Source organism: Blautia sp. Marseille-P2398 (genome assembly GCF_964240315.1).
GTDB lineage: Bacteria > Bacillota > Clostridia > Lachnospirales > Lachnospiraceae > Blautia_A > Blautia_A wexlerae.
Genome location: NZ_CAXSTD010000009.1, coordinates 52,276 through 75,668, shown reverse-complemented (window position 1 = coordinate 75,668; position 23,393 = coordinate 52,276). Strand labels below are relative to the sequence as shown.

The following is a 23,393-nucleotide window of genomic DNA, read 5'->3' as shown; positions in this document are numbered from 1 at the left end:
TTTCTGTAAATTGTTTTCCACTATTTTAAAACTACGTTACTGTTCACTCCGTTCACAGTAACGTACCCAAAATTCATTCCAGATTGCCTGCGGCAATGGAATTTTGGCTTGTATGTCTTGTGATTTTGGCATATTCATGCCAAAACACTTCGCGGGATAGTGGTGTGTGAACAGTTACAAAACTACTTGATTTACTCCGTGAATATGACTATAATGAGAAAAACGTATATAGGTGTATATACACCCTTCTATACATAATAAAAACAGGAGAAAGTAATCTATGGAAAAGTTTAAAGCATTTCTCAGACGTAAAGACATCGAAATCTCCATAAAACGTTATGGAATCGATGCCCTTGGTGCCATGGCGCAGGGTCTTTTCTGCTCCCTGCTGATTGGCACGATCATCAACACACTTGGAACACAGTTTCATATTTCATTTCTGACCACTGCTGTGGCAACTGTAAACGACACCCAGTATACCGTAGGCTCTCTGGCATCTGCAATGAGTGGTCCTGCCATGGCTGTTGCCATCGGCTATGCGTTGCATTGTCCGCCGTTGGTGTTGTTTTCACTGATCACTGTTGGCTTTGCATCTAACGCATTAGGCGGTGCAGGCGGACCGCTGGCTGTATTATTTGTAGCCATCTTCGCTTCCGAAATCGGAAAAGCAGTATCTAAGGAAACCAAAATTGATATTCTGGTCACTCCACTTGTCACGATCGGTGTAGGTGTTGCCCTGTCCGCATGGTGGGCTCCGGCACTTGGAAGTGCAGCAATGAAAGTGGGAAATATTATTATGTGGGCAACCAACCTGCAGCCGTTCCTGATGGGAATCCTTGTTTCTGTATTTGTGGGTATTGCACTGACACTTCCTATCTCATCTGCCGCAATCTGTGCTGCGCTTGGCCTCACCGGACTTGCCGGAGGAGCTGCTGTAGCAGGCTGCTGTGCACAAATGGTAGGTTTCGCAGTAATGTCCTTCCGCGAAAATAAATGGGGTGGTCTTGTTTCTCAGGGAATCGGAACATCCATGCTCCAGATGGGAAATATCGTAAAAAATCCACGCATCTGGATTGCACCGATCCTTACTTCTGCCATCACCGGACCTCTTGCAACCTGTCTGTTCAAACTTCAGATGAACGGTACTCCGGTTTCTTCCGGTATGGGTACCTGTGGTTTCGTAGGACAGATTGGTGTCTACACCGGATGGATGAATGATATTGCCACAGGAACAAAAACAGCTGTCACAGGCTGGGACTGGGCCGGACTTTTGCTGATTTCCTTTATCCTGCCTGCAATCCTGTGTCCGCTCATCAACATGTTTATCCGTAAGCTTGGATGGGTGAAAGACGGGGATATGACACTTTCATAAGCAAAAACAGCTGCGTTACCTGTCAATTGAAACTGTTACTTGATAAAAATTTCAGCTAACAGTTTCAATGGTAACACAGCTGCTTTTTATTTTTCCACTTCCGTATATTGATTTCCCTGAGGATCACTCAAATTGTCATCCACATAAATTTTTCATCCCTTTGGAAATCGCCTTTCAGTGATAAGATTTTTATATTCGTACTTCTTCATCCATTTTAAGCAATGCACTCTTAGCCAGCTGATCTGCCTCTTCATTGTAGTGATTGCCCGTATGAGCTGCTATTTTACAAAAAGAAATCTTTACTTTCTTTCCTGCTTCCTGCATATGAGCAGCATATTTGCTGGTCAGAGGTGTTTTGGCTCTCCACACACCTGTTACCCACTTCTCTACACCTTCGTAATCATAGCGGATTTCCACAGCTGGATATTTGTTTTCTATGGCCCAGTTTACTGCAGTCATGGAACCAAGCATCTCTCCTGCCACATTTCGGATCGCGACTCCTGCAGAATCACTGCCGCTGCCGGATTTACGGATTTCCTGTCCATCCGGTGTAAGGATCACACAACCAAAGGCATATCTGCCAATACTTTTCTCGAAACTTCCATCTACATAAGCAATGACCATATTTTCAGGTACTTCCACGATTCCTGCCGCCTCTTTTGCTTTATCACCGGATACATTTCCTGTTGTCTCCATGTTCAGAAAAGCCAATGCTTCCTCTTTCTCTGTAAATCCCCGAAACTCAGCTCCTGAATATCCGCTTACTGCCTTCTGGCACTCCGCCCATGTAGCAAAAAGTCCTGTTTTATGTCCCTTGCGTACTGCATATATTTTCTTCTTTGCCATAAAATCCTCCTGAACAATCAATATTTTGACTCACATTACTTTACTATATTTTGATTAATACTATATAATCTTTCTTTCTATCAGGCAAGTTATACAATGGAAATTTCTCAAAAAAACAACGTGCAGATACATTTTAAAATCGGGATAAATCTTCAAACCTGAAGTTATCTGTCGACTTCAATGTTTCTGCACGTTTTTTATAATAGCAGATATTTTAATCAATACCTTCTGTTAACCTATAGCAATTACATAAAATACTGCATTCCTCTTTATCTGAATTTATAAAGCCTTATGATACAATTCCACAATATCCTGTTTCCTGGAGGATCTTGGATTTACTGCAATATTTCCGCTCTTCATAGCGTCATCTGCCATGGCATCAATCTTGCTTTCAATCTCCTCATCAGAAATCTCTTCTCCCTTCTTCGCCTGGCGGATGGCTGTGGTCAGGTCTTCCGGGATTCCGATATCTTCGTTTAATTCCCTGATGGCATCCGCCAGCATCAGTGGTTCGAATTCATCCTCATATGCAAGGATCGGACTGATATAATTATAAATCTTCAGATATCTGCCATGATCTGCCAGCGCATTATATTCTGCAATCACAGGGAGAAGAACTGCATTTGCCACTCCATGTGCCACATTAAAGAAAGCACTTACCGGATGACTCATGGCATGGACATTTCCAAGTCTTGCAAAGGAAAAGGCGATTCCTGCAAAAAGAGATCCCGTAAGCATTGCCTCTGCAGCCTCCAGATCTGTACGTCTTGCCACAAAACGGCGGATATTTCCACCGATCAGCTCCATTGCTTTCTCTGCCATTGCGTCAGAAAACGGAGATGCTGCTGTGGAAACATAAGCCTCCTCCGCATGAATAAATGCATCGATTCCGCAGGCTGCTGCCACAGATGCCGGAGCAGAAGTGAGAAGCTCAGGATCCAGGATCGCATATGCAGGAAGAAGTTCATAACTGAATACCGTCAGCTTATAATCTCTGCTGTGGTCAGTGATAACAGAAAATGCCGTAACCTCTGAGCCGGTTCCCGCAGTAGTCGGGATTGCGATCAGCGGAACAATTTTTCCGGGAACCTTATGTGCCCCCTCATATTCTGTAATACTGCCGCCATATTTAGCCGTAACTCCCACTGCTTTTGCCACATCCATAGGAGAACCACCGCCCAGCGCAACGATAAAATCTGCGCCGGAATCCTTATACGCTTCTGTCGCTTTTTCCACTGTGGTGACAGACGGATTGGCTTCTACATCTGTAAAAATATCCACTGCCATTCCGGCGTCTTTCAGATAATCCGCCGCCTTATCCACAACTCCCATTTTCCGGAGAGTTGGTCCTGAGATCAGCATTGCATGAGAACCTCCAAGCTTTTTGGCACATTCCGGAAGCTTCGCCAGAGTACCTGCACCGACTGTAATATTCTGAGGAATAAAAAATTCAAATGGATTCATTAATTTCTGCCTCTTTTCCTGTATTTTTCAATATTGCAATGTGCAGGGACCCTGCACAAATTCAAAACTCTGTTACCCAAAATAATTGTCATGTCATTTATAGCGTTATGCCATAGAGGAAAGCACCCTGTCAATAGCCGCATCGATTACCACATCAAGCTCTTCATCATCAGCCTCCGGCATAAGACTTGCTGCATCCTCATCAGAGATCAGTTCAATAAGTTTACCAAAGTCTTCTTTATATTTACGTTTACAGATCGCATAAAATACAACTCCAAGTAAACTCCAGCTACCTACCATGATCCATTCCTGAAATACCAGACTTCCACCGGAACCCGGAATACAGTAAACCAGAAGCATCAGCCCTGACATGACTACTGCCATAAAACCTACAAATTTGTAGTGGCCTACTTTGTAAGGTCTTGCCATATCCGGTTCCTTTTTACGAAGGATCAGGAAAGAGACAGAGACCATACAGTATGCAAGGCAGCATCCGAAGTTACCTGCATCACAGATCCAGACCATCATTGTTCTTCCTGCAAAAGGAGCCAGCATAGTCAGGGCACCGATCAGATACAGAGAATTAACCGGAGTTTTGTGCTTCGGATGAAGCTTTGCAAAAAACGGAGGAATCATGTAGGATTCTGCCATAGAGTACATGGCACGGGAACCGCCAAGGAGGAAGGAGTTCCATGATGTAATAATACCACACATTCCACCTACAATGATAACCTTGGCCATAATCTTTGTCCCGAAAGCCTTGGCCATGGCATCTGCTGTTACAAGTCCTGTTCCCTGCTGAGACTCAATAATCTCTGCCGGATTCAGGATATAACCTACTGCAAGAATAACCAGTGCGTAAAATACAACAGCCAGCACAACAGAGAGGATCATCATTTTACCGATTTTTTTCAGCGGAACATTAATCTCCTCTGCTGCCTGTGGGATAACATCAAAACCAATAAAGAAAAACGGAGTGATAACTGCAACCTTAATAATACTTTTCATTGCTTCACCGGTACCGTTTCCAACAAACATCTGTCCCTGAAGGTTATCCACACTTCCTGTAACCACAGAAGCCACGATCAGAATAATTCCGGCACCGCCGATAATACAGGTAAGAACAGTCTGCAAAACTGCTGCAGTTTTTGCTCCATTAATGTTGATTATCATAATAAGAAAAGCAATCACAATCGCCACGATCAACCAGGATGCATAAACATCAAAGCCTGCAACTGTATAGAGATATCCTTTCAGGAACCCTGGCCACAGATAAGTGATGATTGTGGGAAATGCACATGCCTCAAAGCAGGCAACACTTACATATCCAAGAATAATCGCCCAGGTACAGATAAAAGAACCTGTAGAACCCATTGCCCTGTAGCTGAATACGTGCTCACCACCACACTGAGGCATGGCTGCTGTAAGCTCTGCGTAAGTCAGACCTACAAAGAAGATCATGATTCCACCGATTGCAAATGCAATAGCTGCACCAAGCACACCACCGGATTCAATCCAGTTACCGGAAGAAACTACCCAGCCCCAGCCGATCATGGCGCCAAATGCAATTACAAGTATGTCCCATGCACCAAGTACTTTGTCAAATTCTGATGTTTTTTGTTCCATAGGTCAGGCCTCCTTTTTTCCGTATTTTTTTGCGATCAGATCTTCCAGATATTCTGCTGTTCCCTGAATTCCCAGAAAATCACTGTTAATAAGAATATCCCTGTTATGTCTGTCACCGCGGTTACTTCCTGTCAGTGCCAGATGTCTCTTATGATAACGTTTATCCTTCTCATCCAACAGAAGCTTTGCATCCTTTTCTGAAAGATTATGGCTTTCCATAATGTTGTGGACGCGAACATCATTAGGTGCATAAATAAATGCTCTCACCAGCTGGATTCCTTCTGTATCTTTCAGAATATAATCTGCAGACCGTCCTATGATTACGCAGGCTTCTTTCTGAGCCAGCTTCCGGATAATCTGCTTCTGTACATGAATGGCGCGGTCTGTCAAATCCGCATATTTGGAAAAGGAGCCTCTCACATCACCCTGTGCACCTTTACCTGCGATGGTTCCGCCTTCCTCTACTCTGTCCATAATGTCTGTAGGGATGCCTACCTCTTTGATAATCTCATCCACAAGATCACGATCATAAAACTTAATCCCCAGATCCTGCGCAATCTTCTTACCGATGGCATTGCCCTTGGCTCCATATTCGCAGCCAATCGTAATTACCAGATGTTTCATGCTCTTCCCTCTCACACTCAAATTTTTATCAGATTCTCAAACATTCGAAATCCGCTGATTTGCTATGTAAATCGCTACTTTCTCATGTTTGGCAGGTCCCAAGTTCAAAAGTCTTATCATGCAGGCACGAACGACTTTTTGACCTTTTGGCTCTGATATCATAAAAGGGCGCACGAATATAATTCGTGACGCCCTTGTCCTTACTGTATCACTCCGTTGCCGGATTTTTATTTTTCCAGAGATTTAATTGTATCTTCGATGATTGCTACAGCTTTGTCGCACTCTTCTTCTGTAACAATAAGCGGTGGGATCATACGGATGATATGCGCTCCGATGGCTGTGATCAGAAGATGTCTGTCAAGACAACCATGTTTTACATCCACTCCGCCGATAGTATCATCAAATTCCACACCTACCAGAAGTCCCTGATGTCTTACTTCTTTTACATGAGGAAGCTTCTCAAGCTTAGCTGCAAAGTAATCGCCAACCTTCTTTGCATTTCCAGCCAGATCTCTGTCCAGAAGCTCATTCACCTCAGCCAGTGCAGCTGCACAACTTACCGGATGTCCGCCGAATGTAGTTCCATGGGAACCTGCTGTGAAAGCTTTTGCAACCTCTGCTGTTGCACAGATGGCACCGATTGGCATTCCACCGCCCAGAGCCTTTGCCATAGATACGATATCCGGTTTGATACCATAATTCATATAGGACATAACAGCACCTGTTCTGCACCATCCTGTCTGTACTTCATCGATCAGAAGAAGCATATCGTTCTCATCACAGAATTTACGAAGTCCCTGCATGAATTCCATTGTTGCAGGATGCACGCCACCCTCGCCCTGTACAGGCTCAACCATAATGGCAATTGTGTTCTCTGTACATGCATCCTTGAAAGCCTGAAGGTCATTGTACGGTGCATAGGAGAAACCATAAGTCATAGGTCCGAATCCAACCTGGCATCCATTACCCGGCTGACCTGTTGCAGACATGGCACCAAAGGTTCTTCCATGGAATCCCATCTTTGCAGTTACGATATGATAACGGTTTGGACCATATTTTTCAATACCATATTTACGGGCCATTTTAATCATTGCCTCGTTGGCCTCTGTACCGGAGTTCTGATAGAAAATCTTGTCCATTCCAATTGTCTCACAGACCTTCTCAGCAAGCAGTGCCTGCGGGATTGTATATGGATAGTTAAATGTATGCATGATATCATCTAACTGATCCTTTGCAGCAGCTACAACCTTCGGATTACAGTTTCCTGCGCTGTTTACTGCAATACCAGCGTAAAAATCAAGATATGGAGTTTTATTCTCATCATAAATGTACATGCCCTCTGCTGTCTCTGCAAGGAAATCAAATCTCTCATAAGTCTCAATCATGTACTTGTTTACTTTGTCCTTAATGTCCTGAAAAGTTAATCCTATGTCTTTTAATTTCATAGCTGTGTCCTCCTGCATCCTTAAGATAATAAAAAAAAGCAAAGACAAACTGACCCGTATGGGTAAGCGCCTTTGCTTAACTTTTTCTGTGTATTATTTTGTACATTCTTACAATATCACTGCCCTTATGATTTGTCAACATGTTTTTTTGAACATTTACATTTTTTACAGAAAGATCGTTACTGAGAACGGAGTGAACAGTAATGAAAGCTCTGTGTTCTCCTTATTGTATATCCAATATTTCCTGCATATTCATGCGATATTATAAAGGTTTCTCAACAATTCATAACAACACAGCCTCTTCATGAAATGGCAGACTGACAAACCATTACATACATTCTTTCTTTTCAGATATTCATTTCCTGGTGTATCTTTTTCATCATTTTGTGCATTATATTGTACATTTTACACTCATACTTCGGATAAAATCACCTGCTTCACTACTCAGTTCTACACTATGGTAATCCACCTGCGGCAGACCGCTTCAGCAACAAAACTCCTGATACAACTGCATCAATGATAATCCAGAAAAAAACAGGTACAGCAGGCTTTCTCCTTCCCTGTGTTCCGATAGACATGCTCCTGATCCGTTTCAAACTTAAACACCTGATCTCTGTGGATTTCATACTTCTCACCATGACATTCCAGCGTAAGCACACCCTCCATAACAGCCAGATATTCTCTCGTCTTCTCCCCATGGCTGCCACTGATATAAACACCACCCGGTTCCACCTCGATCCGGTACACCTCCACCAGACGGGTATCCTCATAAGGCAGACAGGTCCATACCCTGTACTGTCCTGCTATCTCCTTGGTAGGAACCAGTTCTGCCGGTGTCACCAGACAACAGTCCACTCTCGGCGGCTGTATCAGCTCCTGAAACTCTATCCTCAGACCACTTGTAATCTTCCCCAGCACACCCAGAGAAGGATTGGCAGTCCCTCTCTCAATTTGAGCCAGCATACTCTTACTCACCCCCGTCTGCTCAGACACCTGATCCAGACTCATACTCTTGGATTTCCGAATCCTCTTCAGATTCACCGCCACATTATTCGATAAATAATCCATATGTCCCCTCCTTCCAAACAACTGTACTATTTCTTTTTTATATCAGCAATATAAAAATCTGTCAATTACATTACTGTTCACTCCGTTCTCAGTAACGTAACCAAAATTCATTCCAGAACATAAATTTTACAGCAATTATCCAAAACCCGGTTGACAATTTCCTCTCTATAAATGTATAATGTAACCCAAGAAAACATTTGTCCACCCTATTCGGACAATGAATATCCCTATATCAGCCAAATGCCATGACAGGGAGGAGTACACAACCCCGGGAAGCACAGAGAGAAAGCGGTCGGTGCGAGCTTTCGTGAACGAATTGTGGAAGTAGCCCCCGAGCAGTGAACCAAACCGCATATCCCGTCTGATCCACAAGACCTGAACGGACATGCCAAGTAGGCTTCAACGTCAGTTCCACGTTACAGGAACACAGTATATCAGTACTGACAAAGTGCAGAGCCAGACTCTGAATACAGGTGGTACCGCGGAAACATTTTCGCCCTGGGCAAACAAGCCCAGGGCGTTTTTTACTATATTTATATATCAGGGTCAAAAAGTCGTTCGTGCTTGCTTTAATCTGTCACATCAAACCCGCCGCCCCACACTCGGCAGAATCAGCGCAGCGCCATTCTGCCCCCTGCATTGGCCAACACACAGCTCAGAAATTTATTTGTTTTGTGTGCATTTGCAGGAGTCGTGTATATCTTGGTGCCTGGAAATCTGCGTTGTTCAGAAAAATCTCACTGTCTGAGCGCAGCGAGTTTGAGATTTTTCTGAACGCTTTTAGCAGATTTTCAGACACTTAGATATACTAGACTCCGAAACCGCACACAAAACAAATAAATTTCTGAGCGTCCCCATCCACATACACAAAGGAGGTTTACCCAAATATGAAACAAATATCCGGCAACAAACTCTTAGTCAAAGCCTTAAAAGAAGAAGGCGTAGAATACCTCTTCGGCTACCCCGGCGCCTGTACCATCGACATCAGTGACGAACTCTACAAACAGGACGACGTCAAAATCATCCTCCCCCGTCACGAACAGGCCCTTGTCCACGAAGCCGACGCCTACGCCAGAACCACCGGCAAAGTCGGCGTATGTCTGGTAACCAGCGGTCCCGGAGCAACCAACCTTGTAACAGGACTTGCAACCGCCAACTATGACAGCGTACCTCTTGTATGCTTCACCGGCCAGGTAGCCCGCCACCTCATCGGCAACGATGCATTTCAGGAAGTAGACATCGTAGGAATCACCAGAAGCATCACCAAATACGGCGTTACTGTCCGCAGACGTGAAGACCTGGGACGTATCATCAAAGAAGCCTTCTACATTGCCCGCACCGGCCGTCCGGGACCTGTCCTTATCGACCTTCCAAAGGACGTAATGGCAGAACTCGGCAGCGCTGAATATCCTAAAAATGTAAATATCCGCGGATACAAGCCCAACACAGATGTCCACATCGGCCAGCTCAAACGTGCCATCAAACTTTTAAATAAAGCAAAACGTCCCTTATTCCTGGCAGGCGGCGGTGTAGTAATCTCCCGCGCCCATGAAATTTTCCGGGAAGTAGTGGAAAAGACAAAAGTTCCGGTTGTCACAACCGTAATGGGCAAAGGTTCCATTCCTACTGACCATCCGCTTTATATCGGAAACCTCGGCATGCATGGTGCCTATGCAGCAAACATGGCTGTCAGCAACTGCGATGTGCTGTTCTCCATCGGAACCAGATTCAATGACAGAATCACCGGAAAACTTCATGAATTTGCACCACATGCCCAGATTATCCACATTGATATTGATACAGCATCCATTTCCCGAAACATTCAGGTAGATATCCCCATTGTTGCTGATGCAAAAGAGGCTATCACCAAAATGAACGAATACGTCCAGGAATGTTCAACGGACAAGTGGCTTAACCTGATCAAAAACTGGAAAGAAGAGCATCCGCTTAAAATGCGTCCAAATGATCTTTTAAGTCCGATGGATATCCTGAAAGAGATCAACGAACAGTTTGAGAACAGTATTATCGTAACAGATGTAGGACAGCATCAGATGCTTGTCTCCCAGTATGCGGAAATCACAGAGGGCAAACAGATGATCATGTCCGGTGGTCTGGGAACAATGGGCTATGGTCTTCCGGGCGGTATCGGAGCCAAAATCGGAAATCCCGACAGACCTGTCATCGTTATCTCCGGTGACGGCGGTGTGCAGATGAACATTCAGGAGCTTGCAACTGCAGTTCTGGAAGAACTTCCTGTTATCCTGTGCATCTTTAACAATGAATACCTTGGAATGGTACGCCAGTGGCAGAAGCTTTTCTACGGCAAACGCTATGCTATGACCAATCTGCGCGCAGGAGCACTTTCCCGCCGCACTGAAGGCATGGAATATCCACAGTACACACCGGATTTCATCAGACTTGCAGAGAGCTACAGGGCAAAAGGAATCCGTGTCACAAAGAAAGAGGAAATTGCAGCAGCCTTCGAGGAAGCAAAAAAGAACACAAAGGCACCTACAGTAATTGAATTCATCATTGACCCTGAGGAAATGGTTTATCCTATGATCAAACCAGGCGGAACTCTAGAAGATATGATTATGGACTGTTGATCAGGAGGAAAATTATTATGGATAAAGGAATGAAAAAAAGATGGATTTCTCTCTATGTTGAGAACCAGGTAGGTGTTCTGTCCAAAATCTCCGGACTTTTCTCCGGAAAAAGCTACAATCTGGACAGTCTTACTGTAGGAACCACCGAGGACCCCACAGTATCTCGAATGACGATCGCAACTGTCAGTGATGATGAAACTTTTGAGCAGATCAAAAAACAGTTGAACCGTATGATCGAGGTTATTAAGGTTATTGATTTCACAGACGTATTTGTCCGCATGAAAGAGATTCTGTATATTAAGGTTTTTAACTGTTCCAAAGAAGATAAGGTTGAACTGTTTCAGATTGCCGAAACCTTCAAGGCAAAGGTCATTGACTATGGCAAAGACAGCCTGCTCCTGGAATTTGTCCAGACAGCAACCAAGAATGACGCAGTAGTGAAACTGATCAAGGAAGAATTTCACAGAATTGAAGTGGTACGTGGAGGAAGTGTAGGAATCGAATCTATCAGTATGATGGAACGATAAAACTTTTTCTGAAATTTTTATAAAGGGAGGATTGTCGCATTGTTCTTAATGCTCAGTCCTCCCTTTACTTACGGTTCTTCCATCTTTTCGTTTTTCATCTGTGCTTTCGCTTTTCGCCCAATCCGTGCATTGCTGTTCATAATACTGGCACGGGTGATCTTATCATTTCCAAATTTCATCCGGATCTCATCCATAGCTGCATCCAGCTTTCTGTGGCGTTCTTTATTTTCTGTATCTTCAAACAGAGACATCTGTTCATAAGTGCCATCTGTAAGGCCTGTCAGTGCCACACCAATCAGACGTAGCGGCTGTCCTTTCCAGAACTCTTTAAAAAGTCTTGTAGCATTTATATAAATTTCATCTGTAAGATCTGTAGCATTTTCCAGCTTTGTCTGGTGTGAACGGTTTCTGAAATCCAAAGTACGGAAAGTCACGGAAATACAGTTGCATTTCTTATCTTTTCTGCGCATTCTGGTTGCCAGAACATCACACTGCTCCAAAAGTATGGGAAACACCTGCTCTATGGAAGTAATATCATCGTTAAAAGTAGTTTCCACGCTGAAACCTTTTGCCTCATCAGGCACTGCTTTTACAGGGGAATCATCGATACCTCTGGCATATTGCCATAGCTGATGTCCCGTTTTTTCCCCAAGCCAGTACTGCACATTGGATGCTCTTTCTCTTGCCAGATCACCGATGGTACGGATTCCCTGATTCAGAAGCTTCTGCTCGGAAGCTTTTCCCAGAAACAGCAGATTACGGATAGGAAGAGGCCACATTTTCTCCGGGATTTCATCCGGGAACAGAGTGTGTACTCTGTCCGGCTTTTGAAAATCTGATGCCATCTTTGCCAAAAGCTTATTGGTAGAAATTCCTACATTTACTGTGAATCCCAGCTCTCTGTGAATCTTGTCTTTCAGCTCATGAGCAGCAGCTACAGGGTCAGGATAGATCAGAGAAGTACCTGTCATATCCAGAAATACCTCATCAATGGAAAAAGATTCCATCACAGGTGCAAAGGAAGCACAGATTGCTTTAAATGCCCGGGAACATTTATCGTATAATTCAAAATCACTGGGAACGATCACCAGATTGGGACATTTCCGAAGAGCCATGGCTACTGGCTCGCCGGTCTGGATCCCGTATTTTTTTGCAGGGATAGATTTGGCAACCACGATACCTGTCCGTTTCTTTGGATCTCCTCCTACACAGGAAGGAATTTCTCTGAGATCCGGCAGCCCCTGGCTCACCCTTCTGGCTGATTCCCAGGAAAGAAATGCACTGTTTACATCAATATGAAAAATTAACCGTTCCGTACTTTTCACTGTTCTTCCTCCAATATATGAATTGCGCTCTTCATATCTGATGATTTCATTTTACCCTGATCTGCTCTCCAGGGTAAGAACCTCGTTTGTCCAAAAAAATGTCTTTATTTGCATCATCTTGTCTGAGCTGTTACTGTATTTATATTTGTTTGATTTCACTCTGCTATCAGAGTTTTGAACAACAACGCCGCACTTGCCATACGGCAGTGCGGCGTCTGTATTTCGCTGCCGGTCACATTGTTCCCGGTAACTTTTTTTACTTAATTCTGAGGATTCATTTCCTCTCGATATATACTTGTCGATTAGTCATAAAGGTTAGGAGCAATTTCTTCGCTGTCCATATTTGTGGAATCATACCAGTATCCAGTTCAGCCTCCAGCCATTCATAAGAGAATTCCGGAAATGTCTGATGTTTGAAATTTTTCCATGTTACTCCTTTCTCATGAAGTAACTGTCTACACATAAGCAAACAGTGCTATCGCTGTCATTGATCAGCAATAAGCCCCCGTGTTTTCATATAGTCCCATTATACCTTCTCATTTTCCCGAAGTCAACATAATTTAACATGTATCAGCCGTTTATTTGTGTTGCTTTTTATTTGATTTTTGTTGTATTTCAGTTGTTTTTATTTTGTTTCCTCATTGACATTTAAATCCTCATCTGTCATACTTGAATATAACGAATGTACCATCAAACAGCAGCTTTGCATCTTCCGTAAGGCTCTTATCATATATAGAAACCGCTCTGGAAAGGAGACAAACAATGTATCTTTCTGACATCCACACACATTCTATCGCCAGCGGTCACGGAACCACCTGTACCATCTCTGACATGGCAAAAGCAGCCAGCAAAAAAGGACTGAAACTCCTTGGGATTTCTGACCACGGCCCGGGAACTCTGGCTTCCGGAACTTCTTCTTATTTCAGAAGCCTTCCTTTTTATCCCAGAAAAAGATTCGGCATAGATATTCTTTACGGAGTTGAACTAAACATCCTGGACAGTGCAGGACATACAGATCTGTCAGATGAACTGCTGAACAACCTGGATTACGCTATCATCAGTATGCATCGGCAGAACTACCGTTCAGGCTCTGTATCTCAGAATACAGAAGCTTACATCAATGCAATGAAACATCCTGCTGTAAAAATACTCGGCCACTGCGACGATACACATTTCCCTGTAGATTATGAAACGCTGGCAAGAGCAGCTTTACGGGAAAATGTTATTTTTGAAATAAACGAAGCTTCCCTCGCACCCGGAGGATATCGGGGAGACACAAGAGCCAATGCAGCCAGAATCCTGTATCTCTGTCAGAAATATCAGCTTCCTGTTATTTTGTCCAGCGACAGCCACGGAAAAGAACATGTTGGAGATTTCACCTATGCCGAAGAATTCGTTCACCAGCTCATGTTTCCGGAAACTCTTATCCTTAACAACCAGCTTCCCAAATTAAAAGTTTTCCTTCAGACACGTTAAAAGAATGTTCCTCAAAGGGACATTCTTTTATTTTATGCATTGTTTTTTGCATTGTGTTATTTTGTTTATTTTCTATAATTTCTTGTCAAAAAAGACGACATTTTAGTACATTTTAATTAACAAAACTCACTTAACCATTTACATATCTCGTGATAGATCAGTCTTACTGTAGGAACCACCGAGGATCCTACAGTATCCCGAATGACTATCGCAACAGTCAGCGATGATAAAACCTTTGAACAGATCAAAAAACAATTAAACCGCATGATCGAGGTTATCAAGGTAATCGACTTCACAAATGTATTTGTCAGAATGAAAGAAATTCTCTACATCAAGGTTTTCAACTGCTCCAGGGAAGATAAAGCAGAACTGTTTCAGATTGCAGAAACCTTCCAGGCAAAAGTCATTGACTACGGCAAAGACAGCCTGCTTCTGGAATTTGTCCAGACAGCCACCAAGAATGATGCAGTTGTCAAACTGATCAAGGAAGAATTCCACAGAATTGAAGTGGTACGTGGTGGAAGCGTAAGAATTGAATCCATCAGCATGATGGAACGCTAAATCTCATAATCAATATTTTTTGCAGGATATAGAAACGTCTCTATATCCTGTATTTATTTTCAAACATACTATAAAATATTGCAGTTTTTAATCAAATGTGTTATGGTTTACGGGAGCGTTATTCGAAAGAAAATGCATCTGATTTCCACATCTGACAGTCTGGTGGATAAAATCATCCACTTCACAGTCTGGTTAAATTCGTGAGGCGACCTGTAAGGCGTCTACACACCGGAAATTTTTCTTTTGTTCTGATGCATATTTTTCATAACGCCTGATCCCCATACTCTAAACTGTCTGAAAAGCAGGGGACGCATTGCGCCGTTTTATCAGACCAAAAGGAGAATTCATATGAACACAACAACAACTACTACAACAGCTGCCTCAAAAAGAAGCAGCACTCTTTACATGGTAGAGCTGGCTATGATGATTGCCATTATTCTGCTCATGTCCTTTACCCCGCTGGGCTACCTTCGTACTCCCGGCTTATCCATCACCCTTCTCACCATCCCGGTAGCTGTAGGAGCTATCATCCTCGGACCGAAAGGTGGTGCTGTATGCGGACTTGCTTTCGGTGCAACCAGCTTCTATATGGCTGTCACAGGAAGTTCAGCTTTCGCTGCTGCACTTTTTAACATTAATCCATTTGGCACTTTTATTGTATGTATCGTGGCACGTGTGCTGGAAGGATGGATCACAGGACTTATTTTCGCAGCATTATATAAATCACCGGCGAAGAAATTTTCCTATTACGTTGCTTCACTGGCATGCCCGTTACTGAATACTTTCTTCTTCATGGGCTTTTTATGTCTCTTCTTCTACAACACAGATTACATTCAGGGTATTGTTTCCAGTCTTGGAGTAAGCAATCCTGTTGTCTTCGTTGCTGCTTTTGTGGGCGTTCAGGGACTGATCGAAGCGGGCTTCTGCTTTGTAGTGGGAAGTATCGTTTCCAAGGCACTTTCTGTGGCACTGAAACGTGCATAATCTTTAAAAGAACAGCCTTTTCCAAAAAACCTGACTACATTGTCACCGTAGTCAGGTTTTTTTATCTGGCACATTTAAAACAGAAATCCTACCTGATTCAATTAATATCTATAGCAATCTCACAAAATAATGCAATCAAGACAGTTCAGCAGAGTGCGAAAGACAAGGAAAATATCTGACGCAGTACTTCACATTCTGATGGGCTGGATTGCTCTCAGTATTTCATAGAATTGCTATCACATAATAAAGGAGATTTTTATGTCATTATTAAAAGAGATTTCTATTACAGAGCTTTCAAATTTACGCATCGGTCATACTTCTGACCATGATGCGAAGACCGGTGTAACTGTTCTTTATTTTCCAAATGGAGCAAAAGCAGGCTGCGATATAAGCGGAGGCGGCCCTGCTTCCAGAGAAACTCCTCTCACCTCTCCTGTCACTGCCGACAATCCCATCAATGCTATTGTCTTGTCCGGAGGTTCTGCCTATGGACTGGCTGCTGCTGACGGTGTGATGAACTATCTGGAATCACAAAATATCGGTTATAACACCGGTGCAGCCCTGGTTCCTCTTGTATGCCAGTCCTGTATCTATGACCTCTCTTACGGAGATCCTAAAATACGTCCAACTGCAAAAATGGGCGAAGAAGCCTGCCGTCAGGCATTTGCAGGAACAGATACCAGAACCGGAAATATCGGTGCAGGTACCGGTGCAACTGTGGGAAAACTTTACGGTATGAAACAATCCATGAAGTCAGGTCTTGGTATTGCCGCTGTATCTGTGAAAAATTTCCAGATGGCCGCAATTGTCGTTGTCAATGCACTGGGAGATATCTTCAGTCCACAAAATGGTCAGAAAATTGCAGGGCTGAAAACACCTGACAGAAGCGGGTTTCTGGACAGTGTCCACGAATTATACCGCTTTATGACACCTCATGACCAGTTTACCGGCAATACCACCATCGGAGCTGTAATCACCAATGGGGCATTTTCAAAGGCTGAACTGAATAAAATTGCCTCTATGACCCGCTGTGCCTATGCCAGATGCATCAATCCTGTAGCAACTATGGCTGACGGTGATTCCATCTATGCTGCCAGCATTGGCAATGTTTCTGTAGATATCAATATGGCTGGAACTCTCGCCGCAGAAGTCATGGCTCAGGCTATCCAGAATGCCATTCATACTTCCCGGATCCCGGATGAAGAATTTCTGAAATATGTATAACAGTCCGCTATAAAAGCGCAGAGAAAAAGTATCATCTCTGCGCTTTTATTCTTCCTGTCTGTCTTCATTTTTCATCTGTGCTCTGGTTTTTCTCCAAGCCAGAACTGTACATTTGCTTCCCGTTCCCTTGCCAGATCACCAATAGTACGGATTCCCTGATTCAGAAGCTTCTGCTCGGAGGCTTTTCCCAGAAATAACAGGTTACGGACAGGAAGTGGCCACATTTTCTCCGGTATTTCGTCCGGGAACAGCGTGTGTACTCTGTCCGTTTCTTTGGATCTCCTCCCACACAGGAGGGAATCTCCCTGAGATCCGGCAGCCCCTGGCTTACCCTTCTGGCTGATTCCCATGAAAGAAATGCGCTGTTTACATCAATATGAAAAATTAATCGTTCCATACTTTTTAATTATCTCAATCATATTTTTGCAGACTTCCAATCATCTTAATCCCCATTATCATCAACACAGGGAAAATCAGTGCCGCAAAGATTCCAAGTTTCAGATTATCATTCAGTGCTCCTGAAATCATCCCCACATAGGTTGGTCCGGATGAACATCCCACATCTCCAGCAAGGGCAAGGAGGGCAAACAGGGCTGTTCCGCCACGCTTTACTGAGGCAGCCGCCATGCTGAAGGTTCCCGGCCACATAATACCTACAGACAGACCGCAAACCGCACATCCAAGGATTCCCAACGCAGGTACCGGGATAAATGCGATCATCAGATAGGAAACCATGCACAGAACTGCACTGTATTGCATAAAGCGTTCCAGATTGATTTTATCTCCAAATTTCCCATAAAATGCCCTTGAACTTCCCATAAGAATTGCAAACGCCATGGGACCTGCCAGATCTCCGATAGTTTTATTGATTCCAAAGCTTTTCTCAGCCAGAGTAGAAGCCCACTGGCTTACCGCCTGCTCACTGGCTCCTGCACAGAGCATCATTAACATCAGAACCCAGAAGATTTTTTTCTTAAAAAGCTCTCCCATAGTCAGCCCCTTTTCACCCTCATCCAGCAGTGGAGCAATGGGAACTCTGGTAAAAAAGATTCCATTTGCAATGGGAATCAATGCCCACACCAGCGCCATATATTTCCAGTTTGCAATCCCGAAAATACGAAAGAATAATGTAGAAAGAAGTACCACTCCCACATGTCCCCAACAGTAAAAGGAATGAAGGAGACTCATTGCTTTTTCCTTATTATCTGTAGGGCAGGCTTCCACCACAGGACTTACCAGCACCTCCAGCAATCCGCCTCCGATGGCATAGATCATAACTGCAATGAGAAGTCCCACAAACGGATCTCCCAGGCACTCCGGCAATACTGTGAGCAAAATCAGACCTGCAGCCGCCATTGCATGTGCCAGGATCATAGATGCACGATAACCTATTCTGTCCACAAATCCAATCGATGCCAGATCTACCAGCAACTGGATTCCGAAATTAAAAGTAACCAGAAGTGTGATCTTCTGCAGCGAAATCCCGTAACTGCCCTGAAATGTCAGAAACAGCAGAGGAACAAAATTGTTTACAATAGCCTGCACCACATATCCGATAAAACAGGCCTGCACTGTTCTGTTGTAATTTGTTTTCATTCAATATGATATCCTCCAATCTGAAATTTATTAGTTACTGAGAACGGAGTAAGCAGTAACAATTTATTACGCTGATATCGTTCAGGCATTCTCATTCACCAAATTCTGCACCTTCACAGTTCTATCAATCAATAATGACAGTGTATCACAGATTCTTTCTTTTTTCTTTCATTATATTTTGAAAATCCTATAAATTTTTATGTTATTTTGACTTTTTCTCATATAACAATTCTATACACTCTAACAGGTAATCCATCAATCCAATTCAAAATATTTCCCGCAAAAAAAGATGTGTACCATACCATTTCTGACACCATACACATCTCAAAATAAACACTTCTTATCTTCTGTACTCCGCAGTCAGGTCTTTAATAACCTCTCCTGCAATAATCAGCCCGACGACAGACGGCACAAAGGCCACACTCCCCGGAATATCTCTGCGCTCCGTACACTTATGCGTAGCACCTGGAGGACAAATACAATGCGACCTGCAGCTGATCGCCATATCTTCAATTGGTCTGATCGGCTGTTCCTCTGAATAAACAACCTTCAGTTTCTTCACACCACGCTTCTTCAGCTCTCTACGCATAACCTTCGCCAGCGGACACACCTTCGTCTTATAGATATCCGCCACCCGAAACGCACTGGCATCCAGCTTATTTCCGGCACCCATACTGCTGATAACAGGAGTCCCTGCCTCCTTTGCACGCATGATCAGTTCAATCTTCGCAGTCACTGTGTCCACAGCATCTACCACATAATCATACTCACTAAAATCGAAATCAGCAGCATTCTCCGGAAGATAAAAACAGTTATGGATTCTCACATCTGCTTTCGGATTAATGTCCAGGATCCTGTCCCGCATCACCTCTGTTTTATATTGACCAACAGTTTTCCTGGTGGCAATAATCTGTCTGTTAAGATTCGTCAGGCATACTTTGTCATCATCGATCAGATCAAAGGTCCCCACACCGCTTCTGACCAATGCTTCACATACATATCCTCCAACCCCTCCGATTCCAAACACTGCCACGCGGGAGTTCTCCAGTTTATTCATTGCTTCTTTTCCCAGAAGAAGCTCTGTTCTTGAAAATTGATTCAACATAATATCTCCATTTCATTCGGTATTGACCGACTATCTGCCTGCCTTTCTTCTACTTCATTATTTCTGGTCTGTTCTGCTTTGCTGCCTGTAATGTAAGCAGCTCTGCATGCCAGAAACAAAAAAACAAGGAGCAGAAACCAAAGCCAGAGCTTTCTTTTGTTTTTTATGAGCAACCGTTTCATAATCTGCATCACTATTCCTTAATATATTATTTTCAGATACCAGAGTTGCAACATACTTCCATCACAGATTTCTTATGATATCTTTACTTCTATAATGCGTCAAGTATATCATAGAAAGAAAAATCCTGCAATGAAGAAACTCTGTTACTGTACATGAAGTGAACAGTGCTGAGTGAAATTCACAAACCGGAAGTGCTTATCCATCTCATCACCAATCAATCCAATTACTTTTCCCATGGTAAATGCCGCCATCACTGTTCCGATTCCCAGTCCGTTGATATGCCCCAGGATCAGCCCTGTCATACAGGCAGTAATCATCAGACAGATCACATCAAAAGAAACCTTGATCTTAGAATATTTCACCTTTATAATCTCTGACAGTTCACGAGGAAACAGATCTGTAGGAATAATCGGCAGACCGCATCTGTTAGAAAGTGCGATCCCTATACAGATCAGCAGATAACTGATCACAAAATATAACACTCTGAGTGGAATTGTCTTTGGCAGGATATTGATCCATGCCTCATTAACATCCAAAAGCTCACTGAATGCAAATCCAACCAGAAAACTGCACAGATAAGCAGGTACAAATTTTTTTCTCAGTATCATCAGACTTAAGATCAGAAGTGCCTGAAAAATATAAGTCCATGTTCCCAGTGTAATTACCGGAAATACTTTTTCAAATGCATAAGGAACACTGGATATGGCAGATATTCCTGAACCAGAATACAGCATCAGAATAACAGCAAGACTGTTGATCATGACTGCTATCACCAATGCCAGCTCTCCTCTGAAAATATGTCTCGAATCTTCTTCCTCATTTGTTTTCATAACAATTCTCTCCTCTAACACAAGCAAGGGACTGCTGTCAGAAAATATTTTCTGTCATACTTTTCTGACGGCAGACCCCTGTGTCTTTTACATCTTATATTTTCTGAAAATACTATTTTTTATCGAATCAGGCAAGTTTCCCACTTCAACTACTGATATTTTCCTGACTTACTCAACCGTGCAGACGCGGATCAGGTTTGTTCTTCCCGGAATTCCAAGCGGTACACCACCGGCAAATACAATAGTGTCGCCAACTTTTACAAGTTTATGCTTCTGTGCTGCTTCGATTGCTCTCAGGCAAAGGATCTCAGAACTGTATTCTTCTTTGATCAGCATCGGGTAAACACCCCATGACAGATTCAGCTGGCGAAGAACTCTCTCAGAGCTTGTACATGCACCGATCAGACATCCTGGTCTGTGTTTGGACATCATATGAGCTGTACTTCCAGATTTTGTCACTGCAAGGATTGCACTGGCCTTCAAGTCGATTGCTGTCAGACAGGTTGCATGTGCGATTGCATTTGTAATATCCGGATTCTCATTTCTGTCTGTTTTCTTAAAGATTGTATTGTAATCAATATTCTGTTCCATATGTTCTGCAATACGGCTCATCATCTGAAGTGCCTGTACCGGATATTTACCGGCTGCGGTTTCTCCTGAAAGCATAGTTGCACTTGTTCCCTGGAAAATCGCATTGGCAACGTCTGTAGCCTCTGCACGGGTTGGTCTCGGATGAGAGATCATGGAGTCAAGCATCTGTGTTGCTGTAATAACCGGTTTTCCTGCTGTGTAAACTTTCTGGATGATTTTCTGCTGGATAACAGGTACATATTCCGGCGGGATCTCAACACCCATGTCACCTCTGGCGATCATGATGCCATCTGCTGCTTCAATAATCTCGTCGATATTGTCAACGCCCTGCTGGTTCTCAATCTTTGCAATGATCTGAATCTCTTCACCGCCGTTTTCTTTCAGAATTTTTCTTACTTCGCGGATATCGTTTGCAGTACGTGTAAAAGATGCTGCAACGAAATCAAATCCTTCCTGGATACCGAAGAGAAGATCACCATGGTCTTTTTTACTGATGAATGGCATCTTCAGGTTTGCACCCGGAACATTGACACCCTTCCTGTCGCCAATCACACCTGCATTAATAACCTTGCAGACAATGTCCTTTCCTGCGATGTCCTGAACCTCCAGGTCTACCAGTCCATCATCAACCAGAATATGTCCGCCCGGCTGCACATCCTTATAAAGCTCTTTATAAGTAATGCTTACGCACTCATTAGTTCCTTCAATATCTTTATTTGTAAATGTAAATATCTGTCCTTCTTCCAGAGAAACCTTGCCATCCTTGAAGCATCCAAGTCTGATCTCCGGTCCCTTTGTATCAAGAAGTGCTGCAACAGGTCTGTCATATTTCTTGCGAAGTTCTCTCAGTTTCTGGATACGGCCTCTCTGCTCATCGTGAGGTCCATGTGAGAAGTTGAAACGTGCTACGTCCATTCCCTCTCTCACAAGCTGCTCCATAACATCGCCCTTATCAGTAGACGGTCCCATTGTACAGATAATTTTGGTTTTTCTCATTTAATCTTTCCCTCCAAACTGTCAACTCAATTTTATCTATTTTATTCCTGTAAAATAATGTAATAAAATTTTACCTGTTTCTATAAATGAAAACATTAAATCAAATAAAAATTACCATTATTGAGACTATCTGTCAATATAGAATTTCGACTTATTTTTGTTGATATTTGACAAAAAAATAACATACTTTTGTTGCAAATATCACATATATTTTGGCTGATCCGACAGTTGGAAAATTTTTCACTCATTCTTATCAGAATCCAAAATCTGCATAGTCTTCCGGCAGAAATCTGTGGTAAATGATATGGCATCCTTCATCTTTAAAACAATAATAATAAGGATCTGATCCATCATCAAAGCGGATCATCACATCAAACTCCTCGTTATCCATTGGTTCAGTAATGATTTTATCTGAATAAGAATGGAACAGTTCTTTAATTTCATCTATCGTACATCCATGTCTGCCGACCAGTTCGATCAATGCCTTGATGAATTCATTCTCTTTCATATTATTATGTACATATTCGGAAGCTTTTTCCGAAACAGTGAAGCAGAAACGATCTCCTCTGTGTGATACTGCTACTTCACCAAATTTCTCTTCTATATAAGAAGGAAAATCTTTTAAAATCTCCATCATGCCTGCAGCATCTGTCTCACCGCCAAAGAAATGATTCAGGGAACTGAGCGGATAATAAAGGCTGATCTTCTCTTTCATATATCCAAGCTTCGCCTGTTCCTCTTTGATCACATCGATCAGACTGGTTTCTAATCTGTTATAGTTCATTTATTTTCCCTCCTGAAAATCTGTTCTTTTGCTTTTTCTGGTTAATATTTTATCAGACATTGCCTGAAAATCAATGCATTTCTTTTTCAATTGTACGCCTGTCAAAACAATTTCAATGTTTTCTTTTTCATACAAAAATAAAGACCTTGCAAAACTGTCC

The 23,393-nt window shown here is 43.0% G+C and carries 19 protein-coding genes, 1 pseudogene and 1 other annotated feature; of the genes and pseudogenes, 7 read left to right on the top strand and 13 right to left on the bottom strand.

What is annotated here, in order from left to right; genetic code table 11:
• Positions 1-280 precede the first annotated feature (280 nt).
• A complete protein-coding gene (locus ACESZG_RS11675; protein ID WP_227226506.1) occupies positions 281-1,372 on the top strand; it encodes a PTS transporter subunit IIC in 1,092 nt (363 codons plus the stop codon).
• Positions 1,373-1,561: 189 nt separating this feature from the next.
• Here the strand turns inward: ACESZG_RS11675 and ACESZG_RS11670 are convergent, their stop codons facing one another.
• The 6 genes from ACESZG_RS11670 to ACESZG_RS11645 all read right to left on the bottom strand — a co-directional run bounded on the left by ACESZG_RS11670 (position 1,562) and on the right by ACESZG_RS11645 (position 8,445).
• Positions 1,562-2,218: a viroplasmin family protein gene (locus tag ACESZG_RS11670; protein ID WP_022380084.1), complete on the bottom strand. Its 657-nt coding sequence runs from the start codon at positions 2,216-2,218 to the stop codon at positions 1,562-1,564.
• Positions 2,219-2,497: 279 nt separating this feature from the next.
• On the bottom strand, positions 2,498-3,682 hold the full coding sequence (locus tag ACESZG_RS11665; protein ID WP_373218357.1) for an iron-containing alcohol dehydrogenase: 1,185 nt from the start codon (positions 3,680-3,682) through the stop codon (positions 2,498-2,500).
• Positions 3,683-3,787: 105 nt separating this feature from the next.
• Positions 3,788-5,308 carry an APC family permease gene (locus ACESZG_RS11660; protein WP_118566005.1) on the bottom strand — a complete coding sequence of 507 codons (1,521 nt, stop codon included), beginning with the start codon at positions 5,306-5,308 and terminating at the stop codon, positions 3,788-3,790.
• 3 nt (positions 5,309-5,311) lie between these two features.
• The gene (locus tag ACESZG_RS11655; protein WP_022380087.1) at positions 5,312-5,932 is read right to left on the bottom strand and encodes a cytidylate kinase-like family protein; all 621 of its coding nucleotides are present in this window, start codon (positions 5,930-5,932) and stop codon (positions 5,312-5,314) included.
• Positions 5,933-6,159: 227 nt separating this feature from the next.
• Positions 6,160-7,377 (bottom strand): aspartate aminotransferase family protein, encoded by a 1,218-nt coding sequence (locus ACESZG_RS11650; protein ID WP_373218355.1) that lies wholly within the window; start codon positions 7,375-7,377, stop codon positions 6,160-6,162.
• A 513-nt stretch (positions 7,378-7,890) separates the two neighbouring features.
• Positions 7,891-8,445 carry a helix-turn-helix domain-containing protein gene (locus ACESZG_RS11645; protein WP_026649022.1) on the bottom strand — a complete coding sequence of 185 codons (555 nt, stop codon included), beginning with the start codon at positions 8,443-8,445 and terminating at the stop codon, positions 7,891-7,893.
• A gap of 236 nt (positions 8,446-8,681) precedes the next feature.
• Positions 8,682-8,949 (top strand) — a binding site (T-box leader).
• Positions 8,950-9,332: 383 nt separating this feature from the next.
• Between ACESZG_RS11645 and ilvB the strand changes: the two genes are divergently transcribed.
• Both ilvB and ilvN (ACESZG_RS11635) read left to right on the top strand, forming a co-directional pair.
• Positions 9,333-11,051 (top strand): biosynthetic-type acetolactate synthase large subunit, encoded by a 1,719-nt coding sequence (gene ilvB / locus ACESZG_RS11640; RefSeq protein WP_022381367.1) that lies wholly within the window; start codon positions 9,333-9,335, stop codon positions 11,049-11,051.
• 17 nt (positions 11,052-11,068) lie between these two features.
• Positions 11,069-11,578: an acetolactate synthase small subunit gene (gene ilvN, locus ACESZG_RS11635; protein WP_022381366.1), complete on the top strand. Its 510-nt coding sequence runs from the start codon at positions 11,069-11,071 to the stop codon at positions 11,576-11,578.
• 68 nt (positions 11,579-11,646) lie between these two features.
• On the opposite strand, the gene ACESZG_RS11630 is transcribed toward ilvN (ACESZG_RS11635), so the two are convergent.
• Positions 11,647-12,903, bottom strand: coding sequence for a DNA polymerase IV (locus tag ACESZG_RS11630; protein WP_055153337.1), 1,257 nt, complete (start codon positions 12,901-12,903; stop codon positions 11,647-11,649).
• A gap of 762 nt (positions 12,904-13,665) precedes the next feature.
• On the opposite strand from ACESZG_RS11630, the gene ACESZG_RS11625 reads away from it, so the two are divergent.
• The 4 genes and pseudogenes from ACESZG_RS11625 (at position 13,666) to ACESZG_RS11610 (ending at position 17,148) form a co-directional block, all read left to right on the top strand.
• Positions 13,666-14,379, top strand: coding sequence for a phosphatase (locus tag ACESZG_RS11625; protein WP_118338913.1), 714 nt, complete (start codon positions 13,666-13,668; stop codon positions 14,377-14,379).
• Between the two features lie 159 nt (positions 14,380-14,538).
• A pseudogene (gene ilvN / locus ACESZG_RS11620) lies at positions 14,539-14,940 on the top strand (acetolactate synthase small subunit); the annotation flags it as partial.
• Between the two features lie 348 nt (positions 14,941-15,288).
• Positions 15,289-15,924: an ECF transporter S component gene (locus ACESZG_RS11615; RefSeq protein WP_373218351.1), complete on the top strand. Its 636-nt coding sequence runs from the start codon at positions 15,289-15,291 to the stop codon at positions 15,922-15,924.
• 258 nt (positions 15,925-16,182) lie between these two features.
• The gene (locus ACESZG_RS11610) at positions 16,183-17,148 is read left to right on the top strand and encodes a P1 family peptidase (RefSeq protein ID WP_022381361.1); all 966 of its coding nucleotides are present in this window, start codon (positions 16,183-16,185) and stop codon (positions 17,146-17,148) included.
• Positions 17,149-17,219: 71 nt separating this feature from the next.
• Here the strand turns inward: ACESZG_RS11610 and ACESZG_RS11605 are convergent, their stop codons facing one another.
• From ACESZG_RS11605 to ACESZG_RS11580, 6 genes are all read right to left on the bottom strand, one after another.
• Positions 17,220-17,498: a hypothetical protein gene (locus tag ACESZG_RS11605; RefSeq protein ID WP_330584086.1), complete on the bottom strand. Its 279-nt coding sequence runs from the start codon at positions 17,496-17,498 to the stop codon at positions 17,220-17,222.
• Between the two features lie 61 nt (positions 17,499-17,559).
• On the bottom strand, positions 17,560-18,744 hold the full coding sequence (locus ACESZG_RS11600; protein WP_025577598.1) for a sugar MFS transporter: 1,185 nt from the start codon (positions 18,742-18,744) through the stop codon (positions 17,560-17,562).
• Between the two features lie 340 nt (positions 18,745-19,084).
• The gene (locus tag ACESZG_RS11595) at positions 19,085-19,849 is read right to left on the bottom strand and encodes a ThiF family adenylyltransferase (protein WP_022381359.1); all 765 of its coding nucleotides are present in this window, start codon (positions 19,847-19,849) and stop codon (positions 19,085-19,087) included.
• A 326-nt stretch (positions 19,850-20,175) separates the two neighbouring features.
• Complete coding sequence (locus ACESZG_RS11590; RefSeq protein ID WP_020993573.1) at positions 20,176-20,862, bottom strand: DUF6198 family protein; 687 nt, start codon at positions 20,860-20,862, stop codon at positions 20,176-20,178.
• A 168-nt stretch (positions 20,863-21,030) separates the two neighbouring features.
• A complete protein-coding gene (pyk, locus tag ACESZG_RS11585; RefSeq protein WP_173679370.1) occupies positions 21,031-22,449 on the bottom strand; it encodes a pyruvate kinase in 1,419 nt (472 codons plus the stop codon).
• A 253-nt stretch (positions 22,450-22,702) separates the two neighbouring features.
• Positions 22,703-23,233: a DUF3877 family protein gene (locus ACESZG_RS11580; protein ID WP_347045652.1), complete on the bottom strand. Its 531-nt coding sequence runs from the start codon at positions 23,231-23,233 to the stop codon at positions 22,703-22,705.
• Between the last annotated feature and the right edge of the window lie 160 nt (positions 23,234-23,393).

Bases quoted from the DNA above. Each gene is read 5' to 3' on its own strand.
- pyk (WP_173679370.1), bottom strand. From the start codon at position 22,449: ATGAGAAAAACCAAAATTATCTGTACAATGGGACCGTCTACTGATAAG.
- ACESZG_RS11600 (WP_025577598.1), bottom strand. From the start codon at position 18,744: ATGAAAACAAATTACAACAGAACAGTGCAGGCCTGTTTTATCGGATAT.
- ACESZG_RS11665 (WP_373218357.1), bottom strand. From the start codon at position 3,682: ATGAATCCATTTGAATTTTTTATTCCTCAGAATATTACAGTCGGTGCA.
- ACESZG_RS11590 (WP_020993573.1), bottom strand. From the start codon at position 20,862: ATGAAAACAAATGAGGAAGAAGATTCGAGACATATTTTCAGAGGAGAG.
- ACESZG_RS11655 (WP_022380087.1), bottom strand. From the start codon at position 5,932: ATGAAACATCTGGTAATTACGATTGGCTGCGAATATGGAGCCAAGGGC.
- ilvN (WP_022381366.1), top strand. From the start codon at position 11,069: ATGGATAAAGGAATGAAAAAAAGATGGATTTCTCTCTATGTTGAGAAC.
- ACESZG_RS11660 (WP_118566005.1), bottom strand. From the start codon at position 5,308: ATGGAACAAAAAACATCAGAATTTGACAAAGTACTTGGTGCATGGGAC.
- ACESZG_RS11675 (WP_227226506.1), top strand. From the start codon at position 281: ATGGAAAAGTTTAAAGCATTTCTCAGACGTAAAGACATCGAAATCTCC.
- ACESZG_RS11605 (WP_330584086.1), bottom strand. From the start codon at position 17,498: ATGGGAATCAGCCAGAAGGGTAAGCCAGGGGCTGCCGGATCTCAGGGA.
- ACESZG_RS11580 (WP_347045652.1), bottom strand. From the start codon at position 23,233: ATGAACTATAACAGATTAGAAACCAGTCTGATCGATGTGATCAAAGAG.
- ilvB (WP_022381367.1), top strand. From the start codon at position 9,333: ATGAAACAAATATCCGGCAACAAACTCTTAGTCAAAGCCTTAAAAGAA.
- ACESZG_RS11650 (WP_373218355.1), bottom strand. From the start codon at position 7,377: ATGAAATTAAAAGACATAGGATTAACTTTTCAGGACATTAAGGACAAA.
- ACESZG_RS11595 (WP_022381359.1), bottom strand. From the start codon at position 19,849: ATGTTGAATCAATTTTCAAGAACAGAGCTTCTTCTGGGAAAAGAAGCA.
- ACESZG_RS11610 (WP_022381361.1), top strand. From the start codon at position 16,183: ATGTCATTATTAAAAGAGATTTCTATTACAGAGCTTTCAAATTTACGC.
- ACESZG_RS11645 (WP_026649022.1), bottom strand. From the start codon at position 8,445: ATGGATTATTTATCGAATAATGTGGCGGTGAATCTGAAGAGGATTCGG.
- ACESZG_RS11625 (WP_118338913.1), top strand. From the start codon at position 13,666: ATGTATCTTTCTGACATCCACACACATTCTATCGCCAGCGGTCACGGA.
- ACESZG_RS11615 (WP_373218351.1), top strand. From the start codon at position 15,289: ATGAACACAACAACAACTACTACAACAGCTGCCTCAAAAAGAAGCAGC.
- ACESZG_RS11670 (WP_022380084.1), bottom strand. From the start codon at position 2,218: ATGGCAAAGAAGAAAATATATGCAGTACGCAAGGGACATAAAACAGGA.